The 23,372-nt window shown below is 71.4% G+C and carries 23 protein-coding genes; 6 read left to right on the forward strand and 17 right to left on the reverse strand.

Annotation, left to right across the window (positions count from 1 at the left end; all coding sequences use genetic code 11):
* The first annotated feature begins 452 nt into the window (after window positions 1-452).
* Window positions 453-1,409: a tetratricopeptide repeat protein gene (locus tag HNR67_RS30025; RefSeq protein ID WP_185005541.1), complete on the forward strand. Its 957-nt coding sequence runs from the start codon at window positions 453-455 to the stop codon at window positions 1,407-1,409.
* A 17-nt stretch (window positions 1,410-1,426) separates the two neighbouring features.
* On the opposite strand, the gene HNR67_RS30030 is transcribed toward HNR67_RS30025, so the two are convergent.
* Window positions 1,427-1,870 (reverse strand): hypothetical protein, encoded by a 444-nt coding sequence (locus HNR67_RS30030; RefSeq protein ID WP_185005542.1) that lies wholly within the window; start codon window positions 1,868-1,870, stop codon window positions 1,427-1,429.
* Window positions 1,871-2,509: 639 nt separating this feature from the next.
* On the opposite strand from HNR67_RS30030, the gene HNR67_RS30035 reads away from it, so the two are divergent.
* On the forward strand, window positions 2,510-3,742 hold the full coding sequence (locus HNR67_RS30035) for an RNA-guided endonuclease InsQ/TnpB family protein (RefSeq protein ID WP_185005543.1): 1,233 nt from the start codon (window positions 2,510-2,512) through the stop codon (window positions 3,740-3,742).
* 17 nt (window positions 3,743-3,759) lie between these two features.
* Here HNR67_RS30035 and HNR67_RS45895 read toward each other — a convergent pair whose 3' ends face one another.
* The 3 genes from HNR67_RS45895 to HNR67_RS46430 all read right to left on the reverse strand — a co-directional run bounded on the left by HNR67_RS45895 (window position 3,760) and on the right by HNR67_RS46430 (window position 5,775).
* Window positions 3,760-4,155, reverse strand: coding sequence for a hypothetical protein (locus HNR67_RS45895; protein WP_185005544.1), 396 nt, complete (start codon window positions 4,153-4,155; stop codon window positions 3,760-3,762).
* Between the two features lie 156 nt (window positions 4,156-4,311).
* Window positions 4,312-4,860: an isochorismatase family cysteine hydrolase gene (locus HNR67_RS30045; RefSeq protein ID WP_185005545.1), complete on the reverse strand. Its 549-nt coding sequence runs from the start codon at window positions 4,858-4,860 to the stop codon at window positions 4,312-4,314.
* A gap of 30 nt (window positions 4,861-4,890) precedes the next feature.
* On the reverse strand, window positions 4,891-5,775 hold the full coding sequence (locus tag HNR67_RS46430) for a zinc metalloprotease (protein WP_185005546.1): 885 nt from the start codon (window positions 5,773-5,775) through the stop codon (window positions 4,891-4,893).
* 78 nt (window positions 5,776-5,853) lie between these two features.
* Between HNR67_RS46430 and HNR67_RS45900 the strand changes: the two genes are divergently transcribed.
* Window positions 5,854-6,726 (forward strand): hypothetical protein, encoded by an 873-nt coding sequence (locus tag HNR67_RS45900; RefSeq protein WP_185005547.1) that lies wholly within the window; start codon window positions 5,854-5,856, stop codon window positions 6,724-6,726.
* Here the strand turns inward: HNR67_RS45900 and HNR67_RS30060 are convergent.
* The 10 genes from HNR67_RS30060 to HNR67_RS30110 all read right to left on the reverse strand — a co-directional run bounded on the left by HNR67_RS30060 (window position 6,673) and on the right by HNR67_RS30110 (window position 14,736).
* The gene (locus HNR67_RS30060) at window positions 6,673-7,146 is read right to left on the reverse strand and encodes a hypothetical protein (protein ID WP_185005548.1); all 474 of its coding nucleotides are present in this window, start codon (window positions 7,144-7,146) and stop codon (window positions 6,673-6,675) included. The genes HNR67_RS45900 and HNR67_RS30060 overlap by 54 nt on opposite strands.
* A gap of 169 nt (window positions 7,147-7,315) precedes the next feature.
* Entirely contained in the window at window positions 7,316-8,203 is an 888-nt protein-coding gene (locus HNR67_RS30065) for a DUF2268 domain-containing protein (RefSeq protein ID WP_185005549.1), read from the reverse strand.
* A gap of 57 nt (window positions 8,204-8,260) precedes the next feature.
* Window positions 8,261-8,527 carry a hypothetical protein gene (locus HNR67_RS30070; protein ID WP_185005550.1) on the reverse strand — a complete coding sequence of 89 codons (267 nt, stop codon included), beginning with the start codon at window positions 8,525-8,527 and terminating at the stop codon, window positions 8,261-8,263.
* A complete protein-coding gene (locus HNR67_RS30075) occupies window positions 8,511-9,371 on the reverse strand; it encodes a WXG100-like domain-containing protein (protein WP_185005551.1) in 861 nt (286 codons plus the stop codon). Before HNR67_RS30075 ends, HNR67_RS30070 begins: the two co-directional genes overlap by 17 nt.
* Window positions 9,372-9,379: 8 nt before the next feature.
* The gene (locus HNR67_RS30080) at window positions 9,380-9,706 is read right to left on the reverse strand and encodes a hypothetical protein (RefSeq protein ID WP_185005552.1); all 327 of its coding nucleotides are present in this window, start codon (window positions 9,704-9,706) and stop codon (window positions 9,380-9,382) included.
* A complete protein-coding gene (locus HNR67_RS45055) occupies window positions 9,703-10,347 on the reverse strand; it encodes a YbaB/EbfC family nucleoid-associated protein (RefSeq protein ID WP_246492628.1) in 645 nt (214 codons plus the stop codon). Before HNR67_RS45055 ends, HNR67_RS30080 begins: the two co-directional genes overlap by 4 nt.
* 77 nt (window positions 10,348-10,424) lie before the next feature.
* A complete protein-coding gene (locus tag HNR67_RS30095) occupies window positions 10,425-12,581 on the reverse strand; it encodes a xanthine dehydrogenase family protein molybdopterin-binding subunit (protein ID WP_185005553.1) in 2,157 nt (718 codons plus the stop codon).
* On the reverse strand, window positions 12,578-13,561 hold the full coding sequence (locus HNR67_RS30100) for an FAD binding domain-containing protein (RefSeq protein WP_185005554.1): 984 nt from the start codon (window positions 13,559-13,561) through the stop codon (window positions 12,578-12,580). Before HNR67_RS30100 ends, HNR67_RS30095 begins: the two co-directional genes overlap by 4 nt.
* Window positions 13,558-14,157 carry a (2Fe-2S)-binding protein gene (locus HNR67_RS30105; protein ID WP_185005555.1) on the reverse strand — a complete coding sequence of 200 codons (600 nt, stop codon included), beginning with the start codon at window positions 14,155-14,157 and terminating at the stop codon, window positions 13,558-13,560. Before HNR67_RS30105 ends, HNR67_RS30100 begins: the two co-directional genes overlap by 4 nt.
* Before the next feature lie 357 nt (window positions 14,158-14,514).
* Window positions 14,515-14,736, reverse strand: coding sequence for a hypothetical protein (locus HNR67_RS30110; protein ID WP_185005556.1), 222 nt, complete (start codon window positions 14,734-14,736; stop codon window positions 14,515-14,517).
* Window positions 14,737-14,949: 213 nt separating this feature from the next.
* On the opposite strand from HNR67_RS30110, the gene HNR67_RS30115 reads away from it, so the two are divergent.
* Window positions 14,950-15,969, forward strand: a complete 1,020-nt coding sequence (locus tag HNR67_RS30115) for a GntR family transcriptional regulator (protein ID WP_185005557.1) — start codon at window positions 14,950-14,952, stop codon at window positions 15,967-15,969.
* A gap of 178 nt (window positions 15,970-16,147) precedes the next feature.
* On the opposite strand, the gene HNR67_RS30120 is transcribed toward HNR67_RS30115, so the two are convergent.
* Window positions 16,148-17,254, reverse strand: coding sequence for a hypothetical protein (locus HNR67_RS30120; protein ID WP_185005558.1), 1,107 nt, complete (start codon window positions 17,252-17,254; stop codon window positions 16,148-16,150).
* Window positions 17,255-17,477: 223 nt separating this feature from the next.
* On the opposite strand from HNR67_RS30120, the gene HNR67_RS30125 reads away from it, so the two are divergent.
* Together HNR67_RS30125 and HNR67_RS30130 are read left to right on the forward strand one after the other, a co-directional pair.
* Entirely contained in the window at window positions 17,478-19,007 is a 1,530-nt protein-coding gene (locus HNR67_RS30125) for a carboxylesterase/lipase family protein (protein ID WP_185005559.1), read from the forward strand.
* Between the two features lie 98 nt (window positions 19,008-19,105).
* Window positions 19,106-19,597, forward strand: coding sequence for an SRPBCC family protein (locus tag HNR67_RS30130; protein WP_185005560.1), 492 nt, complete (start codon window positions 19,106-19,108; stop codon window positions 19,595-19,597).
* Window positions 19,598-19,616: 19 nt separating this feature from the next.
* Here the strand turns inward: HNR67_RS30130 and HNR67_RS30135 are convergent, their stop codons facing one another.
* Window positions 19,617-22,595: an AfsR/SARP family transcriptional regulator gene (locus HNR67_RS30135; protein WP_185005561.1), complete on the reverse strand. Its 2,979-nt coding sequence runs from the start codon at window positions 22,593-22,595 to the stop codon at window positions 19,617-19,619.
* 92 nt (window positions 22,596-22,687) lie between these two features.
* The gene (locus HNR67_RS30140; RefSeq protein ID WP_185005562.1) at window positions 22,688-23,344 is read right to left on the reverse strand and encodes a helix-turn-helix domain-containing protein; all 657 of its coding nucleotides are present in this window, start codon (window positions 23,342-23,344) and stop codon (window positions 22,688-22,690) included.
* Window positions 23,345-23,372: the final 28 nt, after the last annotated feature.

The following is a 23,372-nucleotide window of genomic DNA, read 5'->3' on the forward strand; positions in this document are numbered from 1 at the left end:
GACGGCGACGTTGCCAGTCCGGTTCACCACAGGGCAACTCGACGATCACGTGCACAGACAACCGGTTCGCGGATCGGCGCCAATCCTGCCTGACCACTCGGGCAACCCCGCTGCCCTTCGGTGCAACGGGGCCCGGCCATCCGGGTGAACATCAACGTTCACCTCAACGGAGCAGTCCTGGCGTATTACCGGCGCAACGCGGCGATCATGCGGTGGACCCGGCCAATTTCAGTCCACAGTGGACACACGTGTGGACGGTGCGGGGCGATGCTTGCTTGGCGCACAACACATCCGGTCACCAGCGGATTCGCCCTCCCGGTGGCCATCGGTCGGATCATCCTGCCCGAGCGCCAACCTCGGTTAGTCCGGACGAGATCAGTTCGCAATGAGCCTGTTGCCGCAACGCGGCGGGTTTGGCCGGATGCCCGCCGCGGACATGATGGGATGTGGGGGTGGATCTGGACGAGGTGCGAACCGAAGGCCGGACGCCCGCCGAGCGAAGAGGACTCGCAGAGGCATTGGGGCGCGCCGGGCATCCGGGCGCGGCCGCCTCCGCCCTGCGCGGACTGGTGACCGAGTTCATCGACCGGCTCGGCCCGGTGCACCGGGAAACGCTGGTGACCCGCGATCTGCTGGCCCGCTGGACCGGCGAGTCGGGTGATCCGCTGCCCGCGGCCGCCGCGTTCGAGGATCTGCTGCCGCTGCAGCGCGCCGCCTTCGGCCCCGACCACCCGCGCACCCTGCGCACCTGGCACAGCCTGGCCTACTGGACCGGCGAGGCAGGCGATCCCGACCGCGCGGCGGCGCTGTCCCGCGAACTGCTGCCGCTGCGCCAGCGCGTGCTCGGCCCGGCCGAACCCGAGACCCTGCGCACCCAGCACTGCCTGGCGCACTGGACCGGCGAGGCCGGCCACACCCTGGCCGCCGTGGCCATGCTGCGCACCCTGCTCCCGCTGCGCACCGCCACCCTGGGCCCGGAACACCTGGACACCCACACCACCACGCACGAACTCGCGCTGCGCCGCGGTGAGTCCGGCGAACCGGAGACCGCGGTCGAACAGCTCCGCGAGATCCGCGCCATCCGCCGCACCACCCTGGGCCCCGACGACCCGCACACCCTGAGCACCTGGCACGCCCTGGCCCGCTGCACCGGCCTGTCCGGCCAGCCTGCCAAGGCCGCGGCCATGCTCGCCGACCTGCTCGACCACCGCCGCCAGTCCCAGGGCCCAGCCCACCCGCGCACCCTGCTGACCTGGCACGAACTGGCATTGTGGGAGCTGGCGGCCGGTCTGCTCGCCGCGGCACGGGAGCGGCTGCGCGGCCTGTTGCCGGTGCGCGAGCGGGTGCTGGGCGCGGCCCACCGGCACACCAGGGCGACCGCGCGGCTGCTCGCGGAGACCGGCAGCTGATCGCCGCCGGGCCGGGCTCAGCCGGGTGCGCGCGCCGATCGCACCGCCTGCACCGGCCGGGCCAGCAGACTTGCCACGGCCAGCCGCACACCCTCGGCCGGGTCGCCGGCGAAGACCTCGAACCGGGCCGCCGCGGGCCCGACCGGCGTCACCACGATGAAAACCTCGACCGGCCAGGCAGGCACCCCGGTGTCCTCCCGGTGCAGCCTGCTCACCTCGACGTCGGCACAGCGGATGACGAAGAACTCCGCCCCCGCGGCCAGCGCGAGTTCACCGAGACCGGCGGCCGCGCGGGCCTGACTGCGCCCGGTGAAGACGTCCACCTCGGGCCAGGGCCCGGCATCCGGCGGCAGCCGCCACACCTGGGTGCCGTTGTAGTCCGGGGGTCCGGCCGGGATGCCGAGCACCGGATGGGTCCCGGGATCGGCCGGTTCCTGGCATGGTTCGGCGATGCTGGTCATCCGCGTCTCCCTCACGGCCGGCTACGGCGTGCTGTGCCCACTCCGATGTAAGCCGAGTTGGCGCAATCGTTGTGGCCACGGACGGGAATGTGTCCAGATGACCCTCGGGACGCGCCCGAAGGGACCCATTCGGGCTCAGCCCGCATCGTCCTCGGAATAGAGCGGCTGATTCCTGGTGCGGCGCCAGTGGATCACACTGACGACGATCAGCGCCCAGAGCGGGATGCTGCACAGCCAGCCAAGCAACGGTTTTCTCGCCTCCCACCGTCGAGCCCGGCGGGCTCCGCGCGTGGAAAGGCCGGACCGGCCCGCCGGACCAACGCAGGCTAATGCGGTGGACTGGTCAGCCGACAGCACACCAACGGGTGAAAACCTCGGATGGCAATTTGCCAATAGCAGTCGGGCGGCCACCGGCGCTGTGTCGGCGACCGCCTCAAATTGGGCGGTTCTGCTGCTCAACGTATGGATGCCGGATGATGGTCATCGGTGCGCAACCGGCGCGGAGCCTGCGAAAGATGAGGAGGCGCACTTGCCGGAACTGTCCAGTTTCATCTGGACACCTTGTGCCGGAACGCTGTCACGAAGCCCGGGTGAGCACACAGGGCGAACAGGTGCTGTCACTGCAACTACCCTGGGCTGGTGCAGCTCCGGTACAACTATCGCGTCTACCCGACGCCCGACCAGCAGCAGTCGCTGGCAAGGGTGTTCGGGTGCGCTCGGGTGGTATTCAACGACGGGCTGCGGGCACGGCAGACAGCACGGGACAACGGCGAGAAGTACATCTCGGATGGGGACCTGTCCAAGCAGGTCATCACCCAGGCCAAGGACACACCAGAGCGGGCGTGGCTGCGAGAGGTCTCCTCCGTGGTGTTGCAGCAGGCCCTGGCCGATCTGAACTTGGCCTACCGCAACTTCTTCGCCTCGGTCTCGGGCAAACGAAAGGGCGGTAAGGTCGGCCCGCCTCGGTTTCGGTCCCGCAAGGACAACCGACAGGCGATCCGCTTCACCAGGAACAGCAGCTTCAAGGTGCTGGTCAACGGCCACCTACGGCTACCGAAGATCGGCGAAGTACCGGTTCGCTGGTCACGCCAGCTTCCTGCCGAGCCCAGTTCACTCACCCTGATCAGAGATTCAGCGGGCCGGTACTTCGCCTCGTTCGTCGTGCGGACTGCCGATGACCAAACACTGCCGCCAGCCAAGTCCGAGGTGGGCATCGACCTGGGCCTGACCCACTTCGCCGTGCTCTCTGACGGCACGAAAATCGCCGCGCCGAGGTTCTTGCGCCAGGCCGCCCGCAAGCTGCGCCGGTTACGACAGGGTCTCTCCCGCAAGCAGCGAGGGAGTCAGAACCGCAGGAAAGCCATCGTGAAACTCGCCCGCGCTCACGCGCGGGTGGCCGACACCCGCAAGGACTGGCTGCACAAGCTCTCGACGTCGATCATCCGCGACAACCAAGCGGTCTTCGTCGAGGACCTGTGTGTGGTTGGTCTCGGCCGGACCAGGCTGGCGAAGTCCGTGCACGACGCCGGATGGGCATCGTTCATTCGCATGTTGGAGTACAAGGCAGCCCGGTACGGCCGCACCTTCGGCCAGGTGGACCGGTTCTTCCCGTCGACCCGGACATGCTCAGACTGCGGACGGATCAACGAAAAAATGTCGTTGGAGATCCGAAGGTGGGGCTGCCGCTGCGGCAGCCACCACGACCGGGACGTCAACGCCGCGATCAACATCAAGGCCGCCGGACGGGCGGACTTCAACGACCGTGGAGCGCGGGTCAGACCAGCAGCGATGCCGGCACCGCGCAACGAAGCGGTAATCCACCCGGACGCCGCGTGCTCCACACGCAGCGTGGAGGGAATCTCCGTCCGCTAGGGCGAAGAGAACGTCAATCAGGTAAGAACGAGTTCCGCCGAAGCCGCCGCGAACGTCCGACCACCGGAGGTCACCTCCGCCACAACAACCCATTTACCCGGCCCGGCGACCAACGCCGGTCCCCTGGTCAGTCCCACAAAACAGGCCTGCCGAGGCGTGCTCGCCACCCGCCCGTCCGGCGCCCGCAACACCACCCGGATCCGGCAGTCCCCCGGCAGCGGCCCCTGCTGGAACGCCGACGGCGACACCGACCCACCAGCGGTCTCCACACACGCCTGCACCTTGCCGGCCGGATCACTGCAGCTCGCGGCGGACGCACCGGCGGCGGCCGGGGTCGCGGCGAGCACCCCGAGGCCGATCGCGGCCACGGCAACCGCACTGCCGCCCCGGATCGCCTTGTGACGCAGGGACACTGAGGTCTCCTTCAACTGAGCACGCGGACCGTCCACATCGGATCGGCCAAGATCCCACGATGCCAGCCCGACCGACCGGTTGGGCGAGACTGCCTGAATGGACACAGTGCCGTGCCCAGGCGAGAACGACTGCCACCACTTCTGCCGGTGACCCACTCACCCCGTCCCGAACACAACCTCCGCCGCCGGGCACAACCGCACCGTGCCACCCGGGTGGATGGCGGTGCTGAGGATCCGGTTGTGCCGGTCGACGACCTGCTCCGCACTCAGCCCCGCCACCGGATCGCCCCCCGCGGCACCGGCATGCCCGTCACTGACCAGCACCACGTCCAGCCCGTGGCTCACCGCGGCCCGCGCGGTCGCGTCCACGCAGTAGTCGGTGGCCACCCCGGTCAGCACCAGGGTGTCCACCTCCCGCTCGGTGAGCAGCACGGCGAGATCGGTGCTGTAGAAGGCATCCGTCGCGGTCTTACGCACCACCACATCGGTCGGTTCCAGGCCCAGCCGCGCACTGAGCCGGGTGCCGGGGGCGTCGGGGTCGAACATGGAGCCGCTGGGGCCGATCTGTTGCAGCGCAAGCACGGGTGTGCCGTGCCGGCGGGCGTCGCGGGCCAGCGCGGCGATCCGGTCGGCCAGTTCGGCGCCCTGCCAGACCAGGGGGATCAGGACTTCCTGCATGTCGACGATCACCAATGCGGGCTTCATGCCGCCACAGCCTATTGCCGCGCTGGCGGCTCAGCCCAGTTCGCGATAGGTGACCGCCATCATCTTCATCCGCTTGATCTGGCCGGAGGAGAACACCGTCAGGCAGGCGTCGTCGCTGTAGTCCATGAAGTTGTGGATCGGGTCGGCGCCGGGTGCCGGGCAGGAGTCCCGCCCCTCCGGACACCCCTCGGAAGCCGAGGCCTGGTAAGGCGTATCGGCCACCTCATCCCCTGGGGTGTCGCACGTGCCCTGGAAGGTGTGCAGCAGTCCCAGCCAGTGGCCGACCTCGTGCGTGGCGGTGCGGCCCAGGTTGTACGGCGCGAGGGTGCCGCCGGGCACGGTGTCGAACTGGATCACCACACCGTCGATCCGCGGGTGCCGGTAGGCGTCCCAGGGGAAGGTCGCGTAGCCGAGGTTCTCCCGGGAGCCGCCGGAGGTGTTGAACCACAGGTTCAGATCGGCCGCGCTGCCCTTGCGCAGGGCCCGGCGCATGGCGAGGTCCTCGGGGCTGTCCCATTTCGCGAGGTGCCAGGCCGGGTTGACCGTCCGGTCGGTGCCGGCCAGCACGAACTGGAAGGGGGTGTTGCGGAAGTCCGTGTTCAGCACCTTGATCTGGTCGGCGATCTGCTTGTCCGGGATGTCGCCGCCGGCGAGGGTGGTGTCCTTGCTGACCACGTGCACGTACACGTTGATCGTCGCGGCGGCCAGCCGGACATCGCCGTCGGCGCCGAAGCGCCGGGTCAGCTCGGCCTGCACGGCCCGCACCTTGTCGGCGGGGACGTCGGCGTGATCACGTCCGACGGACCGCCCGGAGCCCGGCAGGCAGTCCGCGGCGGTGGGTTGGGCCGTGGTGGTGACGCCGGGGAGCAGCAGCATCGTGGCGACGAGGGTTGATCCGGCGAGTGCGGCGGCCACTTTGGCACCAGGCTGAGGCTTCTTGGTACGTTCACGACCGCGTGCTCCTGGCACGCGGTGCCAACCGGAAAGACCGCCATGTCAACCACAAGCAGGGCCCGCGCCGGTTCCAGTTGGAGCCGCACCGACCACATCACGGCCCTGCTCTGCGCGGCCGCCGGACTGCTGTGGGCACTCGCGCCCAACCCACCCGGCGCACAGCACTACCCACCCACCATGGTCCCCCGCTGGCTGATCCTCGCCGCAGTCCTTTGTGGACTCACCACGCTCCTGCTCCGTCACTCGCGATTCCGGCCAGGCTGGCAGCGGGTCGGCGCGGCCGTGACGTTCACGCTCTTCGCCGTCAGCGGCGGGTTCGTCTTCGAGCTGCTCGGGCTGGTGGCGGTCGTGCCGTCGGCGACCGACACCGCGACCGTGCTCCTGCGCGGGCTCGCCGCGGTCAGCGCCCTGCTCTTCCTCCGGGCGACCGCCGGTCGTGGGAGCCAGTCCTGGTGGGGTTACGCCGCGTGCGCCCTGCCCCTGCCCTACCTGCTGCTCAAGACCTACTGGGCGCTGGGCGGGCAGCACGGGTTCATGCAGGCCGGTGCGCTGGGCTCGCTTTTCGGCGCGGGTCTTGGGGCTTGGCTGGCGGGTTGGGGCACGGTGCTGGCCGCACTGGTCGCGATGGTGATCGCGCTGGCCCAGGCTCGGGGGTGGGGTTCGCGTTCGGTGCGGGGCTTGCTGACGGGGGTTGGGTGGTTTGGCAGTCTGCTGCTGGTCAGTGCGGGGTTTCCCGGTGTGTATGGGGTTCTGCTGCTCGCGTTTGACTCCACAGTGGACAGTCCGCACTTCGTGACGGGGTGGGTGCTGCCCGTCGTGTACGGGAACTTCGCGTTGTGGGGCCTCGCGCTGGCCAGGTCAACCGCGCTGGGAGGACACCGAGGAGGTCGACCGGACCGCGCTGATCACTGACTGCCACGGCGCCAGCGTCTGACCGCGCAACGGCGGCACCACCCAGCGAACCCGGCCGGGCGCCTCGGCGGACGGCAGTGGCAGCCAGGTCTGGCGGGGGATCAGGCAGACCGCGATGCGGGACAGGTCGGCCAGGGTGGTCAGGCGCAGGCTGGCGCCTGCCGGGCCGGTGAGGAAGATCCACTCCTCCGGCCTGCCCGAGCAGCCCAGCACCGGGACGGTCAGCATGTGCAGGGCCAGCATCGAGTTGGTCTCCGCGCCCAGGCCAGCGCGCATGGCGATCGCGCCGATCTCCTCGCCGATCAGCAGTTCGCGCTCGCCGGTGTCGGGGTTGGTCCGCATCGGCCAGTGCAGGCTCTCCAGCAGACGGGTCTGGTCGAAGCGGCGGTCGCGTTGCGCGGGTTCGTCGGTGACGGTCATGGCGGCCGGCTTTCCTCGGTGGGCGGCGTGGCCCCGCCCAGCAGGTGTGTCAGGAAAGCACCGGTCAACTGCGCAAACGTCTAGTTGACCGGTGATCTGCCCGTCCGTCCTGCCGGTGTGCCCCCGGCGCGGCACCGGTGTGCACCGGCACCGCGCCGAGGACTCGCGGTCACTTCGCGGCGGCGAGCGCGGTGTCGATCACCGCGCGTCGATCCGCCAGCAACGCCTCCGCCGCGGTCTGCCCGGTCGCCGCCAGGTAGGCGTCGACCAGCCGGTTGCCCACCGCGTACCCCGCCCCGGCTGGCAGCCCGACCGGGGTCGCGCCGTAGCGGGCGGCGGCCTCGTCACCGTGCACCCAGGCGGTGAAGTTCTGCATGCCGGTGATCTCCAGGCCGGTGACGACCTTGGCGAACACCGCGTCATCACCCAGGTGCGGGACGCCGAGGCGGGCGTAGCCGAGTTCGTCGCCGTAGAGCTGGCGGGCGAAGGCGTCGGCCAGTCCCTCGGAGACGATCTGCTCCCCCACGGTCACCGTCGCCGGGTCCCAGATGACGCCGCCGGGGCTGTAGCGCAGGTTGTGGTTCAGCTCGTGCACCGCGGTCGCCTCCAGCCGGGCCAGGTTCTCCGGGTACGGCCAGAAGTTGAGGTAGATGTACCCGGACATGCTGCCGTTGGCGTTCATACCCAGGCTCGGCCCCATGAAGTGGGCGTCGCCGGGGTCGCCGAGCACGATGAGCACGGTCAGGTCCGGCACCGTGATCCCCGGCGTCGCCGCCAGCTGCACTCCCACCGCCCGGTGCAACGCCCGCTCGATCCGGCCCCAGGCATCGGCCTGGCGCAGGCTTTCCAGGGCGTCCAGGCAACGCTGTTCGTCCCGGTCGAGCGGGAAGCCCGAGGACATCGCGTGCATGGCGACCAGGTCGACCTCACCGGGGAAGTACCGGTACATGTCGGCGGCCGGCGCCAGCATCGCCTGCAGCAGCGCGGCGCGGTCGGCGTGCGGCGACCGCAGGATCTCCCGGATGGCCGGGTAGGTGTCCAGAACTGTGATCGTCATGCCGGGGACGCTAAACCTTCCAGTTACGTCAAGGTCAAACCGCGCAACCCGATCGAGTCAGAGCCAGTCGATCACGTCCCCATCGCGGTTGAGGATCGCGTACTCGTCGGGGTAGGGCACCTCCACGCTGATCCCGTTCGGCCACACCACCACCTCGATCTTGCCCACGTTGGCCGCCGGGGTGCGCAGGTGGACGAAGTCCCCGTCGCTCAAGGAGAAGGTGCTGCCGATCGGTTCGAAGCCCACGCTGATGGTGGACCCTGGCGCGGCCGCGAACTTCAGCAGCACGGTGTCGTCCATCGTGTCCTCACCCGTCCCATGCATCGATGATCTCCTGGGCCAGCCGCACACGCGCCGGAGCTGTCTCGGCACCGCGGTTCGTGTCGGCGGCGGCCTGGTAGAAGTCTCGCAGCTGCACCGCATCGCTCCGGCTCGCGAGTGCGCGCAGCTGTTCCGGGGTCCGGGTGCCGATCAGCGCGGAGGGATTGTTGTTCGCCCAGATCTTGCGGCCGACCCCGGCCAGGCTTCCTCCGTCCAGCACCGGCACTTCGGGTCTTGGCGCGGTGTTCTTCGGGCGATCCCCGCGACGGCCTCTGCCTCTCGGGTTCAGCGGCGGCGGGATGGCCCCGCCACCTTCCGGCGGGTCGAGCGCGCTGTCCACGAGATCCGGCAGCACCAGGTCGGCCGCCCCCTGCGCGCGGGCGCCGATCCGCCCGGCCATCTCGGCGAGGAAGATGTTGATGGTGTTGGCGACCTCCCGCAGCAGCGTCTCCTTGGCCTGGGCGTCGGCGAAGAAGCCGAAGAGGCCATTCACCTGGGCGTAGAAGGGTTCGCGGTTGGCGATGAAGGCGCGGATCTCGGTCTTGGCGTGCGCGACGTCGTTGCCGTACTGCTCGGTGAGCCAGGACAGCTCCTTCATCCGCACGCCGTTGGCGAAGACCAGGCCGCGGAGTTTCTCGACCTTGCCGCGGAAGGTGCCGCCGTTGCCGTCGGTCCACCCGCTGACCAGCCGGGCGTCCGGCTGCTCAGCGCCGATCCGCTCGAAGGTCGCGCCGGTTTTCGCCCAGGACCTGGACAGCTCCCGCATCATCGTCTCGTCGGTGGCAGGCCATTCGGTGCGCGGGCGGACCTCGTTCCACAGACCCGAATCCGGTTCCTGGATCGCCATGACAGCGCCTAGTACGAGTCGGGGAAGCCGAGGGCGCTGACGTCGTCACCGCGGCGATAGACGTCCACGCTGAAGCGCCCGGCCGCGATGAGCGAGCCGTAGTCGGCCTGCCGCCGCTCCGCAGCCGGCTTCACCGGATCGGCCTTGGCCAGGTAGCCGGGCCGGAAGGCGCGCACCAGGGTGTCGATCGGGCCGAAGCCGCCCTCCCCGGCCCGGATCTGGGCCGAGCCGTCGAGCCAGGCCACGTCCAGGTCGTGGCGCTGGGTGTCCATCGCGGCGAGCGCGGGCTCGACCTGACTGGCGACCAGGTGGATGTCCGATTTCGGCTGGTTCATGGTCGCGGGCTCCTTCCGTCGAGGATGTCGGTGAGGTCGGCGCGGATGTCGGCCCGCACCGCCTCGATGGCCGCGCGCACCGTGCCGGTGATCCCCTCGGCCAGTCGCCGGGCGTCCGAGGTCCGGTAGATTCGCTGGTCAAGCCACAGGTCGAGGAGTTCACCCCGGCCGCTGACGGTGGCGGCGAACAGGCCGTCGGCGGAGTCGGCGGTCGCGGTGGCGGTCCGCACCCGCTCGCGCAGCGCGGTCAGCCGGTGGCGCCAGAGTTCGTCGTCCAGGCCCGCGCCGATGACCGGCCGGGAATCCGCCACCGACCGGTGCGGTCCGGGGTGGTCGAGGGCGTGCAGCGCGGGCCCGAACAGCAGGTCGGCCTCGTCCGGATCGAGGTCCGGAGGCAGGTCAGGGGCGAGCACGTGGTAGGCGGTGGCGGCCGCGGCGTGCGCGGCCGCCCGCACGGTGGCCAGGATGGTCTCGGCCAGCGCGGCGGCGTCCCTGCCGCGCTGGTGGCGGGGGTCGAGGTCCAGTTCACGCAGGTCACCGAAAGCGCCGACGGTGGCCTCGACCAGGCCGTCCGGGGACTCCGCGGTCGCGGTGAGGTCGGCGAGCGCCCGCTGTCGGCGGTCCTGCTCGGCGGTGGTCATGGCGTTCAGCGTGGAAGGCGGCGGCACCGAATGGGACGCGGTGGCACCAAGCGGTCACGCCCTGTGGTGCGGCCGGGTCAGAGCAGCTTGTCCTGGGTGAAGGGCAGGTCGCGCAGACGCCGCCCGGTGGCGTGGAAGATGGCGTTGCCGATGGCCGCGGGCACCCCGGTGATCGGGCACTCGCCGAACCCCCTGGCGCCCAGGGCGGTGCTGACCGGGTCGGCCTTGTCCACGAACAGGATCTCCGGGTCGGGGATGTCGGCGTTGACGGCCAGCAGGTAGGTGGACAGGTTGGGGTTGACCACCCTGGCGGTGCGGCGGTCGTACACGGTGTGTTCCATCAGGGCGTTGCCGATGCCCCAGGCCAGGCCGCCGATGGCCTGGCTGCGGGCGGTGTGCCGGTTGAGCACGCGGCCGCAGTCGTAGGCGCCGACCATCCGGCTCACCCGGACCCGGCCGTAGCGCGGGTCGACCCGCACCTCCACGAACACCGCGCCGGTGCTGTTGCCGGGTTCGTTGGTGCCGCTGGCCAGGTGCTCCACCGCGGCGCCGTGCCGGGTGAGCAGGTCGCGGTAGCTGTCCCGGCGGGACCGGTCGCTCTGGTGCCACAGGAAGCCGTGTTCGGCGGTGATCTGTTCGGGGGGCAGGCCGTGCAGGGGTGAGCGGGGGTCGGCCACGGCCAGGCGGATGACCGTGCCGCGGACCGCGCGGGCGGCCTTGTCGACCGCGCCGGTGAGGCTGGGCACGGTGGCGGAGGAGGCGGACATGCCCGCGGTGGGGAAGGTGGTGTCGCCGAGTTCGAAGCGCACCTTGGCCACCGGGATGCCCAGTGCCTGGGCGGTCACCTGGGTCATCACCGTGTACGTGCCGGTGCCGATGTCCTGGGTCGCGGACCGGGCCAGCACCGTGCCGTCGGTCGCCACCCGCACCAGCGCGGAGCCCACGCCGCCCTCGTAGGCGTGCGCCTCGGTGGCCATGCCCCAGCCGATGAACTCCTTGCCGTCCTTGGTCTTGCCTGGACGCGGGTCGCGGTGCTGCCAGCCGAAGGCGTCCCTGGCCAGCTGGTATGCCTCGCGCAGGTACTTCGAGCTGTAGCGCCGCCCGGTGGCCGGATCGATCTCGGTGTAGTTGCGCAGCCGCAGCTCGACCGGGTCCAGCCGCAGCTCGTGGCTGAGTTCGTCCAGGGCGGTCTCCATGGCGAAGTGCGCGCACATCTCCGGCGCCCGCATGAACGCCGCGGTCGGCAGGTCCAGGCGCACGCCCTGGGCGCGGGTGTGCAGGTTGGGCACGCCGTAGAGCCGCTGCACCGACCGGTTGGGGTTGTACAGCAGGGTGCCGGTGCTCCTGGACAGCTGCTGGGTGCCGAAGTGCAGCATCGCGGTCAGCGCGCCGTCCCTGGTGGCCCCGAGGGTGACCTCGGCCTGGTACTCGGCGCGCTGCCCGATCACCGAGTACAGCTGCGCCCTGGTGAGCACGAGTTTGACCGGGCGGCGCAGTTCCCTGGCGATGGCCAGGGTGTATTGGGCGTAGGGGCCCGCCGCGTTGGAGGTCTTGCCGCCGAACCCGCCGCCCAGGTACTCGCACTGGACCCGGCCGTTGGCCACCGGCACGCCCACCGCGGCGGCCAGTGAGCGGAGGCTGTTGGCCACGCCCTGGGTGCTCAGGTGCACGGTGAACTTCTCGCCCTCCCACTGCGCGACCACGGCGTGCGGCTCGATCGCGTTGTGGTGGTGGGTGGGGCTGGAATAGCGCCCGGTGACGGTGACCTCGGCCTTGGCCAGCCCGGCCTTCGGGTCGCCGAGGACGAGTTCCTGGTTCGGCGGCAGGATGGCCTCGCCGGGGGCGTCCGCGATCAGCGTCTTGGGTGGCTGCTGCCCGCCGTAGGTGACGGTGATCATCGAGGCGGCGTCCAGGGCCTGTTCCTCGGTCTCGGCCACCACGTAGCCGATGATCTGGCCGTTGACCGCGACGGTGGCGTTCTGCATCGGCGCCGGGCCGCTGTTGCCCGGCACCAGTCGCGGCGCGTTCTCGTGGTTGTACACCGCCACCACGCCGGGTGCGTTCCTGGCCGCGGTCAGGTCCATCGCGGCGACCGTGCCGCGGGCGATGGTGCTGAGCACCAGCGCGCCGTGCAGCATGCCCGGCAGTGTGCGATCCGCCGCGTAGCGGGCGCCGCCGGTGACCTTGAGGTGGCCGTCGACCCGCTCCACCGCCCTACCGACCGGTTGGCTCATCGCAGTGCCCCCATCTCCTCGACCAGGCCGGTTAGCGCGCGCCGCACCAGGGTGGACTTGAACGCGTTCTGCTCGCGCGGCACCGCGTCACGCACCAGGGCGGCGCCGGCGGCGTCCAGGTCGGCGGTGGTCAGCCGACGCCCGCGCAACCGGTCCTCGGCCTCCTCGGACCGCCAGGGTTTGGTGGCCACCCCGCCGAAGGCCAGCCGGAGATCGCGGACCTGGCCGCCGCGCAGGTCCAGTGCGGCCGCGACGGAGACCACGGCGAACTCGAAGGTGGCCCGGTCGCGGAGTTTGAGGTAGCGGGACCGGGCCGCCATCGCGGTCAGCGGGACCTCGACGCCGGTGATGAGTTCGGCGTGCCGCAACACGTTCTCGCGGTCGGCCGTGGTCCCCGGCACGAGGTGGAAATCGCGCATCGGCACCCGGCGCGGACCGTCCGGGCCCTGGGTGAGCACGGTCGCGTCCAGCGCCAGCAGCGCCACCGCGAGGTCGGAGGGGTGGGTGGCGATGCAGTCCTGGCTGACGCCGAGGATCGCGTGCTGGCGGTGTTCCCCGTCCAGGGCGGCGCAACCACTGCCGGGCACACGTTTGTTGCACGGGGCGGCGGTGTCCCGGAAGTAGCCGCATCTGGTGCGCTGCAACAGGTTCCCGCCGATCGCGGCCATGTTGCGCACCTGCGGCGATGCGGAGGCCAGCAGGGCCTGCGCCACCACCGGCATGCTGCGCCGGATCAGCGGGTGCGCGGCCACGGCGGACATCCTGCTCAGCGCGCCGATCCGGAGCACGCCGCGGTCCTGGGTGATCCCGGCCAGCGGCAGCGCGTTGATGTCGACCACCCGGTCGGGAGCGCGGGCGCCGTCCTTCATCAGGTTGAGCAGGTCGGTGCCACCGGCGATATAGGCCGCACCCGGACGTTCCCCGACCAGTCGGATGGCTTCCTCGACGGTGCGGGCCGCGGTGTAGTCGAAGGTCCTCACCGGCGCATCTCCCCGGCCGCGTCCTGCACCGCGTGCACGATGTTGGCGTAGGCGGCGCAGCGGCACAGGTTGCCGCTCATCCACTCCCGGATCTCCTCGGCCGAGCCGGTGTGGCCCTCGTGGATGCAGGCCACCGCGGACATGATCTGCCCCGGCGTGCAGCCGCCGCACTGGAAGGCGTCCCGGCGGATGAACGCCGCCTGCACCGGGTGCAGCCGGTCGCCGTCGGCCAGGCCCTCGATGGTGGTGATCTCGCAGTTCTGCCGCATCACCGCGAGGGTGAGGCAGGACTTGATCCGCTCGCCGTCGACCAGCACGGTGCAGGCGCCGCACTCGCCGCGGTCGCAGCCCTTCTTGGTGCCGGTGAGGCCGAGCCGTTCGCGCAGCGCGTCCAGCAGGGTGACCCGGTTCTCCACCCGGAGCCGCCGCTGCTCGCCGTTGACCCGCAACACGATCTCGGCCCCGCTCTCGGCTGCCGCGGCCCGCGTATCGGCCGGGGCCGCCGCGGCGGTGGGCGCGGGGACCTGGGCGAGCGCGGCCGAGGCCGCCGCCGCCTTCAGCACTGTTCGCCGGTTTGCTTCCCAGGCTGTGCTCATCAGCGCCCCTCCTCGAACCGGAACAGCTATTCGCATCCCAGTGTTCGACGCGGGCCGTGAAGCGCTGGTAAGCGCTCGCCAGGTTCACCCCGGCGGGCTACCCCGGAACACACCAAATCGACCAATTGCCACCGACACCCGAATTAATCTCGGATTATCGAAGTCAAGAGGGCAGGTATTCCGGTTCTTAGGTGCAGCGCCCTTCTCCCCGATCCGGGGTCGACATAGCCTTTCGACGTGGCACGAACCGCCCCCGCCGCAAGCTGTTGACAGCCCTCGCAGCGGGCGGGGCGCACGGCGTGCGGTCGGCAGCAGGGGCCGACCGCCCGCCCCGGCTCCGGTGGGGCCGGGACCCCCTCACGGGTCCCCGCCCCACCGGCAGCCCAAGGCTTCCTCCGCATCCGGCTGCGCCTGGCCCGAGATCAGCATCAGCAGCTCTACCAGCAGGAACTCGGCGGCTTCCAGCCCACCCTCGGCCCTGGTGTGCGCGACGAGCTGCTCCGCGCGGCAGCGGTCGCCCTCGGACACGGCGGCGGACAGCTCGGCCACCCGGCCGTGCAGCCATCGGTAATCCTGCATGGTTGACCTCCGCGGAAATCACTCGTCGGTATTGGCCGGCGGACCGGCTGCCCTTCCCCGGTTTCCCGAACCGCTTTCAATGATTCGATGGCGGGGCATGGTTGAAATGGGCAGTGGTTAGGGCCCGTGCAGGCAGTTGATCACCGCGCACCCCTTCCCGGCCTTAGCGTCTGACAAACAAGAACGGGCTGATCCACCGCCAGGGAGTACGCCATGACGTTGTCGTTGCCCGCACTCGCCACGCACACGCCCGCGCTCACCGCCACCTGGTGGACGCGCGGCGAGGGCGCCGAGCTGATCGTCCAGCTCACCGGGCGCACCAGCCTGGACCTGTGCGCGCACCAGCGCACCGAGTCCGCGGACCGGGTCACCGTGCGCCTGGCCGGCATCCCGTTCGGCCCGGCCCGCGAACGCGAGGTGCTGACCACGCTGCGCCTGCGGCTGGACAGTCCGCTGCGTGGCCGGGCGGTGCTGCTGGTCGTGGACGGCAGGCAGATCACCATCACCGCCGCGCCGAGCTGGACCGCCCCGGCCGAGGAGCCGAGGTACTACTGGGCCAAGGCCCGGATCATGGAGCTGATCGACCAGCTCGGTCCCGGCGCGGCGCTGCCCTCGGAACGGGACCTGGTGCAGCGGCTCGGCGTGGCCCGGATGACGTTGCGCCAGGCCATGATCGAGCTGGCCAGCGAGGGCAGGGTGTCCCGCAAACGCGGCAGCGGGACCTTCGTGGCCGCGCCCAAACTGGTGCAGGACCTGGCCGCGGCCGGCTGTGACCGCGCCCAGCTTGGCCAGGACAACCCAGCGCGGCTGCTGGTCACCCAGGAGTACCTGCCCGCCGACCTGGAACTGGCGTTGCAGCTCGGCCTCGCGCCGGGTGAGCTGGTGCTGCACCTGCGGCGGCTGCTGGTCAACGGACCGGACACGCTGCTGCTGGAGTCCAGTTACCTGCCCGCCGACCGGTTCCCCGGGCTGACCTCGGTGTTCGACCCGGCCGAATCGCTGCTGGACTGCCTGCGCGAGCACTACGACGTGACGGTGGCGCGCACCGTGGACCAGATCAGCGCCGCACTCTGCGATCCACACGAGGCCACGCTCCTGGATGTCGCGCCGACGGTGCCGATGCTGGCGCTGGACCGCATCGGCTACGACCGGACCGGGGTGCCGGTGCACCGGGTCCGTTCGCTGTTCCGCGGCGACCGCTTCAGCCTGCAGGTGCACAACGAACACCCCTGACCCCTCCCGAGTGTTCGCCGATGTCGAAGTTCATGGTGACCGGAGCGGGACACGGTTTTAACCAGGATGGGTGTACCGGCAGAACCAACCCGGTGTATCCGACCGATCACCCTGTTGTGCGGCGTACCGGAACGGCCAACGTGGCGTACGACAACGGCCAACACGCGGTTTGGGCTGGTCAGTGCACGGTGAGCCGGTCGGCGAGGTCGCGCAGGGTGTGCACGATGGCGCTGGCGGCCGCGTCGAAGGCCGCGCCGAAACCGACGCCGAGCGCGCCGCCGACCCCGACCGCCTCGGCCTGCGCCCGCAGTTCCGCGGCCAGCGCGTTGCGCCAGCGCACCTCGGCCGAGGTCATGCCGAAGGACTGCCGTTTCGGCGCCAGCCGGCAGTGCAGTTCGCTGTGCTCGCGTTCGGCCTCGGTCAGCGACTGGTTGATCGCGCCGAGTTCGGTCAGCTCGGGCAGGTTGGCCAGGAAGTGGCGGAGCAGGTCCTGGTGCTCGACCGGGGTGGGGTACCTGGCGAAGCGGAACTGGGTCAGGGCCGGGGCCAGGCGGTCGGCCCACAGGCGGTGGCGGGCCCGATCGCCGCTGGGCAGATCGCGGGTCAGGGCGGTGAGCGTGCCGAGTTCCCGGCTGGGTGGCAGGGGTTCGGCGGCCGGGACGGGGGTGCGGGTCCAGTCGCCGCCGCCGGGGTTCTCCGCCGGGGTCAGCTCCCTGGCGCGTGCACGCAGGCGCTGGCTGAACATCCGGCGCACCACCCGGAAACCGTCGTTCAGCTCGTTGTCGCCGGAGTCGCCACTGGGTGCGATCCGGCGGGCCAGCCGCACCAGGGCGTCGGCCACCGAGGTGCCCGCCCCACTCAGGTCGAGGTCCGGGTCGGTGCGGCAGACGGCCGCCTCCAGCCGCAGCCCGGCCACGGTGCCGCTGATCGTCTTCAGCCGTTCCCTGGCCGCCAGCAGCGCCGCCAGTTCGGGCAGCCGCGGCGCGAGCAGCCCGGCCAGGGTGCCGGGTTCCGGATCGCTGGGCCGCAGGAAGGGCCGGAGTGCCCGGACGATCACCCGCTGCTCCAGCGGCAGCATGAACGTGGCCGGACCGCCCGCGAGCCCTGGCACCCGCCGCCCGACCGGCGGCTGCCGCCGGGGTGGAGCACCAAGTCCTTGCGGCGCAAGCGGATCGCGCATCGCCGCCGCGGCGGCGTCGAGCGCACCGGGCGGCAGCGCGAACCCGGGCGGCGCCGGTTCCCCGCCCTTGCGCCGTTTCCTGGCCATGCCCCGCCTCGCCTTCACCAGCCACACCCCCGCGATCCTCCCCGCCCGGCCCGCTCCCCCGCCGCGGGTGTCCGCTTCCTGTCACCACCCGGTCCGCCCCCGGATTCGCCCTTTGGGGCAACCAATTCCGGTCAGCGGTAATTCGGTGGCGACTGTCCAGACCCGGCGTGGATGATCCCACCGCCCTGGCCGCCGCGGCTCCATAGTCGCGGGCGCCCGGCCCGCCACGAGAGGAAATCCGATGTCTGTTGCCGCGTCCACGCCGTCCGGAGCCCAGTCTGAAGTTCGCCTGGCGGCCGGCGCCGTGCGGGGCAGCCGGGAGGCGGGCGTGGCGGTCTTCCGCGGGATTCCGTTCGCCGACCAACCGGTCGGCAGGCTGCGGTTCGCGGCCCCGCAACCGGTCCAGCCGTGGGACGGGGTGCGGGAGGCCGTGGCGTACGGGCCGCCGCCCCCGCAGGCCGGGTTCTTCGGCATGGACGCGCTGGCCGAGCAGAACCCCGGCCAGGACTGGCTGACCGTCAACGTCTTCACCCCCGAACCAGACCCCGGCCTTGGCCTGCCGGTCATGGTGTGGCTCCAGGGCGGGGCCTACGCCTTCGGCATGTCCGGGCTGCCCGAGTACGACGGCGACCGGCTGGTGCGCGACGGCGTGCTGCTGGTGACCTTCAACTACCGGGTCGGCCTGGAGGGCTTCGCCCAGATCGAGGGCGCACCGGCCAACCGGGGCCTGCTCGACCAGGTCGCCGCGCTGGAGTGGGTCCGGGACAACATCCGGGCCTTCGGCGGCGATCCGGACCGGGTCACCGTCTTCGGCCAGTCCGCGGGCGGCGGTTCGATCGCCTGCCTGCTGGCGATGCCGAGGGCGGCCGGGCTGTTCCACCGGGCGATCGTGCAGAGCGCGCCGGGCACCGTCTTCAGCCCCGAGCTGGCCGCCGACATCGCCACCGTCGCCGCCGCCGAACTGGGTCTGCGGCCCACCGTGGCCGACCTGTCCACCGCCACCCCGGCACAGTTCGCCGCCGCCGGTGACGCGGTGATGGCCAAGATCGGCGACTGGACGCACCGCTGGGGCCTGGCCGCGCACCGCCAGATCCCGTTCTCCCCGGTGGTCGACGGCGACATCCTGCCTGCCTCCCCGTGGCAGGCCGTGGCCGCGGGTGCGGCGCGGGGCGTCGACCTCGTGGTCGGTCACACCCGCGAGGAACAGCGGCTGTTCAACGTGGTCGAGGGCGTCTTCGGGATGGTGACCGAGGAGCAGGCGGCCACCGCGCTGGCCACCTTCGCCCCCGAAGGCGGCGCGTGCCGGTACCGCACAAGCTTCCCAGGGGCCAGTCCGGACGAACTGCACGAGCTGGTCAACTCGGACTGGCTGTTCCGCATGCCCTCTTTCCACCTCGCCCAGGCCCAGGCCAGCGCGGGCGGCCGCGTGCACTTGTTCGAGCTGACCTGGCCCGCACCCGGCATGGGCGGGATCTTCGCCGCCTGCCACGGCCTGGACGTGCCCCTGGTCTTCGGCAGCCTGGACCGCGGCCAGCCTGCCGCCCTGATCGGCGAGGACCCGTCGGTCGCGGAGCCGGTCTCCGCCCGGATGCGCGCGGCCTGGACGGCCTTCGCCACCCACGGCGACCCCGGCTGGCCCGCCTACGACAGCGAGCAGCGGCTGACCCGGCTCTTCGACACCGAGCCCACGGTCACCGCCTACCCGGAGGAGGCGTCCCGCCTGATCTGGCAGCACCACACCTTCGCGGCGCTGCCCCTGCTGGAGGGCTGATTCCGGCTGTGTGGAGGGCCTTCCGGCGTTGTGCTGAGCGCGCCGGCAGGCCCTCCGCTAGTGTGCGGCCGGTCACTTGAGGACTGGAGCGCTCCGCCATGAAGTACACCGTCTCGCTGGAGATCGCCCTGCCGCGGGAGCGGGTGGTCCAGCTGCTCGCCGACCCGGAACACCTGCCGAAGTGGCTGCGGGGCCTGGTGCTGCACGAGCCGCAGGATGGGGTGCACGGGCAGCTCGGCACCAAGTCCCGGGTGGTGCTGCGGATGGGGCAGCAGGAGTTCGAGGGCCTCGAGACCATCACCCGCCGGGAACCGGTGGACCCGCACGGGATCGCGCGGGAGGACACCGTCCACTTCGAACGCGAGCTGGTCGGCAACGGCATGTGGAGCGCCACCCGCGACCGCTTCACCGAAACCGGCCCGGACACGACGCTCTGGGTGAGCGAGAACGAATACCGGTTCGGCAGCCTGCTGATGCGGCTGGTGGGGCTTCTGATGCCCGGCACCTTCCGCAAGCAGTCGCTACAGCACATGCGGGACTTCAAGGCTTTCGCCGAGCGTGGAGCGGACGTCCGCGAGGCGAAAGACTGAACCGCGGCCGGGCCGATCGTCAGTTGTCCAGGATGTAGGCGCCCACACCCAGTTCCTCGGCGATGGCCACCGTCTTCTGCAGCACCTTCATCGCCCGCGGATACCACTGCGCGCCATCGGGTTCGGCCAGGAAGTCGTCCAGGTTGGCCAGGGTGGCGCGCAGGGTGGCCTTGGCCTCGTCGTAGCGGCTGATGGCCAGGTAGCTCTCGGCGAGTTCGCGGCTGAGGCGGGTCATGGCCTCGCGTAGTTCGGCGTCGGCCTCGGCGTGCTGCTCCATCGTGTGGTGGAGTTCGGCGAGGTTGATCAGGCCACTGGTGACGTTGCGGTGCAACAGGGAGCTGACCAGGTCGCTGCCCTGGCCGAGGTCCCGGTTGAAGGCCACGTGCCGTCGGCGGTACTCGGCGGCGGCCTGGTACTGGCCGAGGCGCTGGTAGGCGCCGGCGACGGTGTCCAGCGCGGAGGACAGGCCGTAGATCTCACCCGCGTTCTCCAGTACCTCCAACGCGTCCAGCGCCGTGGTGAGGCCCTCCTCGACCTGGCCGAGCCGGATCTGGTTGTAGGCCACGCCGAGCAGGGCGCCGTGTTCGCCGATGGCGCAGTCGGCCTGGCGGAACAACTCGATGGCGGTGTTGGCCTGCGCCAGCGCGCCCGCGAAGTCGCCTTCGAGCTGCCGCACGCCCAGGTACTGGCGCAGGGTGTAGGCGCGGGCGAGGTCGTCCTCGGCGAAGCAGTCCAGGGCTTCGTCGAGGTGGGCGTTGGCCTGCTCGAAGCGGTAGTGGTGGCAGTCGACCCTGGCCAGGCCGCGGTGGGCGTATCCGGCCGCGATGCGGTCGCCGATGCGTTGCGCGGCTTGGAGCGCGATCCGGTTGACGTGTTCCAGGTCCCGCCAGTGCCCGGCCCAGTCCAGGTAGTGCCGCATGGACCAGGCCAGGCTGCACGCGGCGCGTTCCTCACCGAGGCTGATCCCGCGCTCCACCATGGTCATCAGCACCGAGTGGTGGTTGGCGAACCAGGCGAAGGCGTCGTTGTGGCCGATGAACTTGCGCGGGTAGACGAACGGGGCCGGCTCGCCCAGCCGGGCGGTGTCGGGGTGCACGGAGAGCAGCCGGGCCGCGTTGTAGGCGGTGTGCAGCGCGGTCTGCGCACCGCGGCCGCGGACCGCGAGCAGCTCCTCGGGACTGTCGATCTCCTCCATGAGTTCGGCGGCGTAGGCACGCAGCAGTTCGTGCCAGGTGTAGCCGCCGGGGCGGATCTCCTCGACCAGGTGGGCGGCGGCGAGTTCGCGGAAGAGCGCGTGCGCCTTGGGGATGGGCAGCGCGGCCAGGGTGGCGCCGATGCGGACTTCCATGACCTGGCCGGGGAACCAGGACAGCAGCCGGAACATCCGGGCCGCCTCGGGGCTCAGCGCCCGGTAGGACCAGGACAGGATGGAGCGGATGTCACTGCGGCTGTCCGGTCCGGCGAAGGCGTCCAGGGCGCCTTCGCTGCCGTCGAGTTCGGCGGCCAGGTCGGCCAGCCGGAAGGAGGGGTAGCTGGCGGCGCGGGCGGCGACCAGGGCCAGGGCCAGCGGCAGCCGGGCGCAGGTGCGGACTATCTGTCGCACCGCTTCGGGTTCGGCGGCCACCCTGGGTTCGCCGAGGCGGCGGGCCAGGAAGTTGGTGGCCTCGGTGTCGCTGAGCAGTTCCAGTGGCACGGTGTGCGCGCCGGTGCCCGCGACCAGGCCGGAGAGGTTGTCCCGGCTGGTGATCACGGCCAGCGAGCGGGAGCTGCCGGGCAGCAGCGGCAGCACCTGGCGGGTGTCGCGGGCGTTGTCCAGCAGGATCAGGCAGCCGCGGTCGGCGAGCACGCTGCGGTACAACGCGGTGAGCGTGTCCAGGCGGCTGGGCAGTTGCTGGGTGGGCACGCCGAGGGAGTCCAGCAGGAACCACAGCGCTTCCATCGGGTCGACCTCGGTGTCGCCGTCCTCGAAGCCGCGCAGGTCCAGGTAGAGCTGGCCGTCCGGGAAGTGCGGGGCCAGCCGGTGCGCGGCGCGGACGGCGAAGGTGGTCTTGCCCAGTCCCGGCATGCCGTGCACGATCACCACCCCCGGCGCGTCGGGTGCGCCGGGGCGGACCGCGGTGATCAGGCGGTCGAGTTCCTGCTCGCGGCCGGTGAACACGGGCAGGTCGACCGGCAGCTGGGCCGGGACCAGGGCGGGTGCGGCGGCGGGTTCGGGGGGCGCGGCGGGGGGCGGCGGGGCCAGCAGCACCGGGTCGCCTTCCAGGATGCGCTGGTACAGCTCACGCATGGCCGGGGCCGGGTCGACGCCGAGCTGGTCGCCGAGCTGGCGGCGCAGCCGGTCGTAGACGCTCAGCGCCTCGGCCTGCCTGCCCGCGCGGCACAGGCAGAGCATGAGCAGCTCGTGCAACCGCTCCCGCAGCGGTTCGGCCGCCGCCGCCATGGCCAGTGGGTCGAGCAGGTCGGGGCTGCGGCCGAGGTCGAGTTCGAGTGCGGCCAGCTCCTCCAGCACGGCGAGTCGCCGCTGTCCCAGCCTGCCGCGTTCGGACTCGGCGAACTCGGAGTTCAGGTCGGACATGGGTTCGCCCTGCCACTCGGCCAATGCCTGGTGCAGGTGGGTGGCCGCGCTCTCCCGGTCACCGCGGGCCTTGGCCGCCTCGGCGGCGCGCACGTGCTCGCGGAACCGGCCAAGGTCCAGGGTCTGCGGCGGCACCTGCAACGCGTAGCCGCCGGTGGTGGAGTGCACCACCGGCTCGCCGGCTTCCTCTTCCAGGGCGCGGCGCAGCCGGTGCACGTAGGTGCGGATGGTGCCGCGGGCGGCCCGCGGCACGTCCAGGCCCCACAGCGCGGCGGCCATCTCGTCGGTGGAGACCATCCGGCCGCGGGCGAGCAGCAGGATGGCCAGTGCGGTGCGCTGCTGCGGCGATCCGAGGCCGACGGCGGAACCGTTCCGCCAGGCCCGGACCGGCCCCAGCACGGCGAACTTCAGTCCCTGGGTCAAGGGAGGCCCCTCTGTGTCCGATCTGCGAACCGGGGGCCAATCGTAGTACCAGGATGGGCCGTTCAGCCTAATCGGCGCGGGTTGTCCACAGGCTAGGCGGTGACCGGGCCGCTGGGTCGCCAGATCCGGGCGAGCTGGCCGCTGACCAGGTCGGCGGCGTGCCGCACCGCGGGCACCATCGCGGGCAGCCGCCGCCGGTCCAGCACCGAGGCGGACACCGCGCCGCACACCTCGCCCGTCCGGGTGCGCACCACCACGCTGATCCCCGCCACCTCCTGCGCACAGGTGGACTCCTGCACGTACAACACGCCGTCGCCGTCCCGCGCTGCCTTGAACAGCACCTGCCACGCGCCTTCGGCTGGGTACTTCAGCCCGGCGCGCAGCGGCAGCGCCTCATCGGTCTCCCCGCGCAACGCGCCCAGCACCAGGGTGTTCTCGCGGTCCGGCACGGCCACGCTGACCGCGGCTCCGGGCAGGGCGGCGGCCAACTGCCGCAACGGGTACAGCGCGGCCGCGCGCAGGTCCGCGCCGGAGCGCCAGCCGGTGCCGAAGCGGAACATCCGGGCACCCATCCGGTACCGGCCCTCGCCGCGTTCCACCGCGCCCAGCTGCACGAGCTGGTCCAGCAACCGGTGCACGGTGGCCTTGGGCAACCCGGTCCGGGCGGCCAGTTCGCTCAGCCCGCACTCCTCGGTGTCGATGATCTCCTCGAGCAGCAAGAACGCGCCTTCCAGCACTCCCCGGCCCATACCGCCTCCCTGGTTCGGCGCTGACGGT

The organism is Crossiella cryophila (assembly GCF_014204915.1).
Taxonomy (GTDB): domain Bacteria; phylum Actinomycetota; class Actinomycetes; order Mycobacteriales; family Pseudonocardiaceae; genus Crossiella; species Crossiella cryophila.

Bases quoted from the DNA above. Each gene is read 5' to 3' on its own strand.
- HNR67_RS30030 (WP_185005542.1), bottom strand. From the start codon at position 1,870: ATGACCAGCATCGCCGAACCATGCCAGGAACCGGCCGATCCCGGGACC.
- HNR67_RS30045 (WP_185005545.1), bottom strand. From the start codon at position 4,860: ATGAAGCCCGCATTGGTGATCGTCGACATGCAGGAAGTCCTGATCCCC.
- HNR67_RS45900 (WP_185005547.1), top strand. From the start codon at position 5,854: ATGTCAACCACAAGCAGGGCCCGCGCCGGTTCCAGTTGGAGCCGCACC.
- HNR67_RS30060 (WP_185005548.1), bottom strand. From the start codon at position 7,146: ATGACCGTCACCGACGAACCCGCGCAACGCGACCGCCGCTTCGACCAG.
- HNR67_RS30065 (WP_185005549.1), bottom strand. From the start codon at position 8,203: ATGACGATCACAGTTCTGGACACCTACCCGGCCATCCGGGAGATCCTG.
- HNR67_RS30070 (WP_185005550.1), bottom strand. From the start codon at position 8,527: ATGCATGGGACGGGTGAGGACACGATGGACGACACCGTGCTGCTGAAG.
- HNR67_RS30075 (WP_185005551.1), bottom strand. From the start codon at position 9,371: ATGGCGATCCAGGAACCGGATTCGGGTCTGTGGAACGAGGTCCGCCCG.
- HNR67_RS30080 (WP_185005552.1), bottom strand. From the start codon at position 9,706: ATGAACCAGCCGAAATCGGACATCCACCTGGTCGCCAGTCAGGTCGAG.
- HNR67_RS45055 (WP_246492628.1), bottom strand. From the start codon at position 10,347: ATGACCACCGCCGAGCAGGACCGCCGACAGCGGGCGCTCGCCGACCTC.
- HNR67_RS30095 (WP_185005553.1), bottom strand. From the start codon at position 12,581: ATGAGCCAACCGGTCGGTAGGGCGGTGGAGCGGGTCGACGGCCACCTC.
- HNR67_RS30105 (WP_185005555.1), bottom strand. From the start codon at position 14,157: ATGAGCACAGCCTGGGAAGCAAACCGGCGAACAGTGCTGAAGGCGGCG.
- HNR67_RS30110 (WP_185005556.1), bottom strand. From the start codon at position 14,736: ATGCAGGATTACCGATGGCTGCACGGCCGGGTGGCCGAGCTGTCCGCC.
- HNR67_RS30115 (WP_185005557.1), top strand. From the start codon at position 14,950: ATGACGTTGTCGTTGCCCGCACTCGCCACGCACACGCCCGCGCTCACC.
- HNR67_RS30125 (WP_185005559.1), top strand. From the start codon at position 17,478: ATGTCTGTTGCCGCGTCCACGCCGTCCGGAGCCCAGTCTGAAGTTCGC.
- HNR67_RS30130 (WP_185005560.1), top strand. From the start codon at position 19,106: ATGAAGTACACCGTCTCGCTGGAGATCGCCCTGCCGCGGGAGCGGGTG.
- HNR67_RS30140 (WP_185005562.1), bottom strand. From the start codon at position 23,344: ATGGGCCGGGGAGTGCTGGAAGGCGCGTTCTTGCTGCTCGAGGAGATC.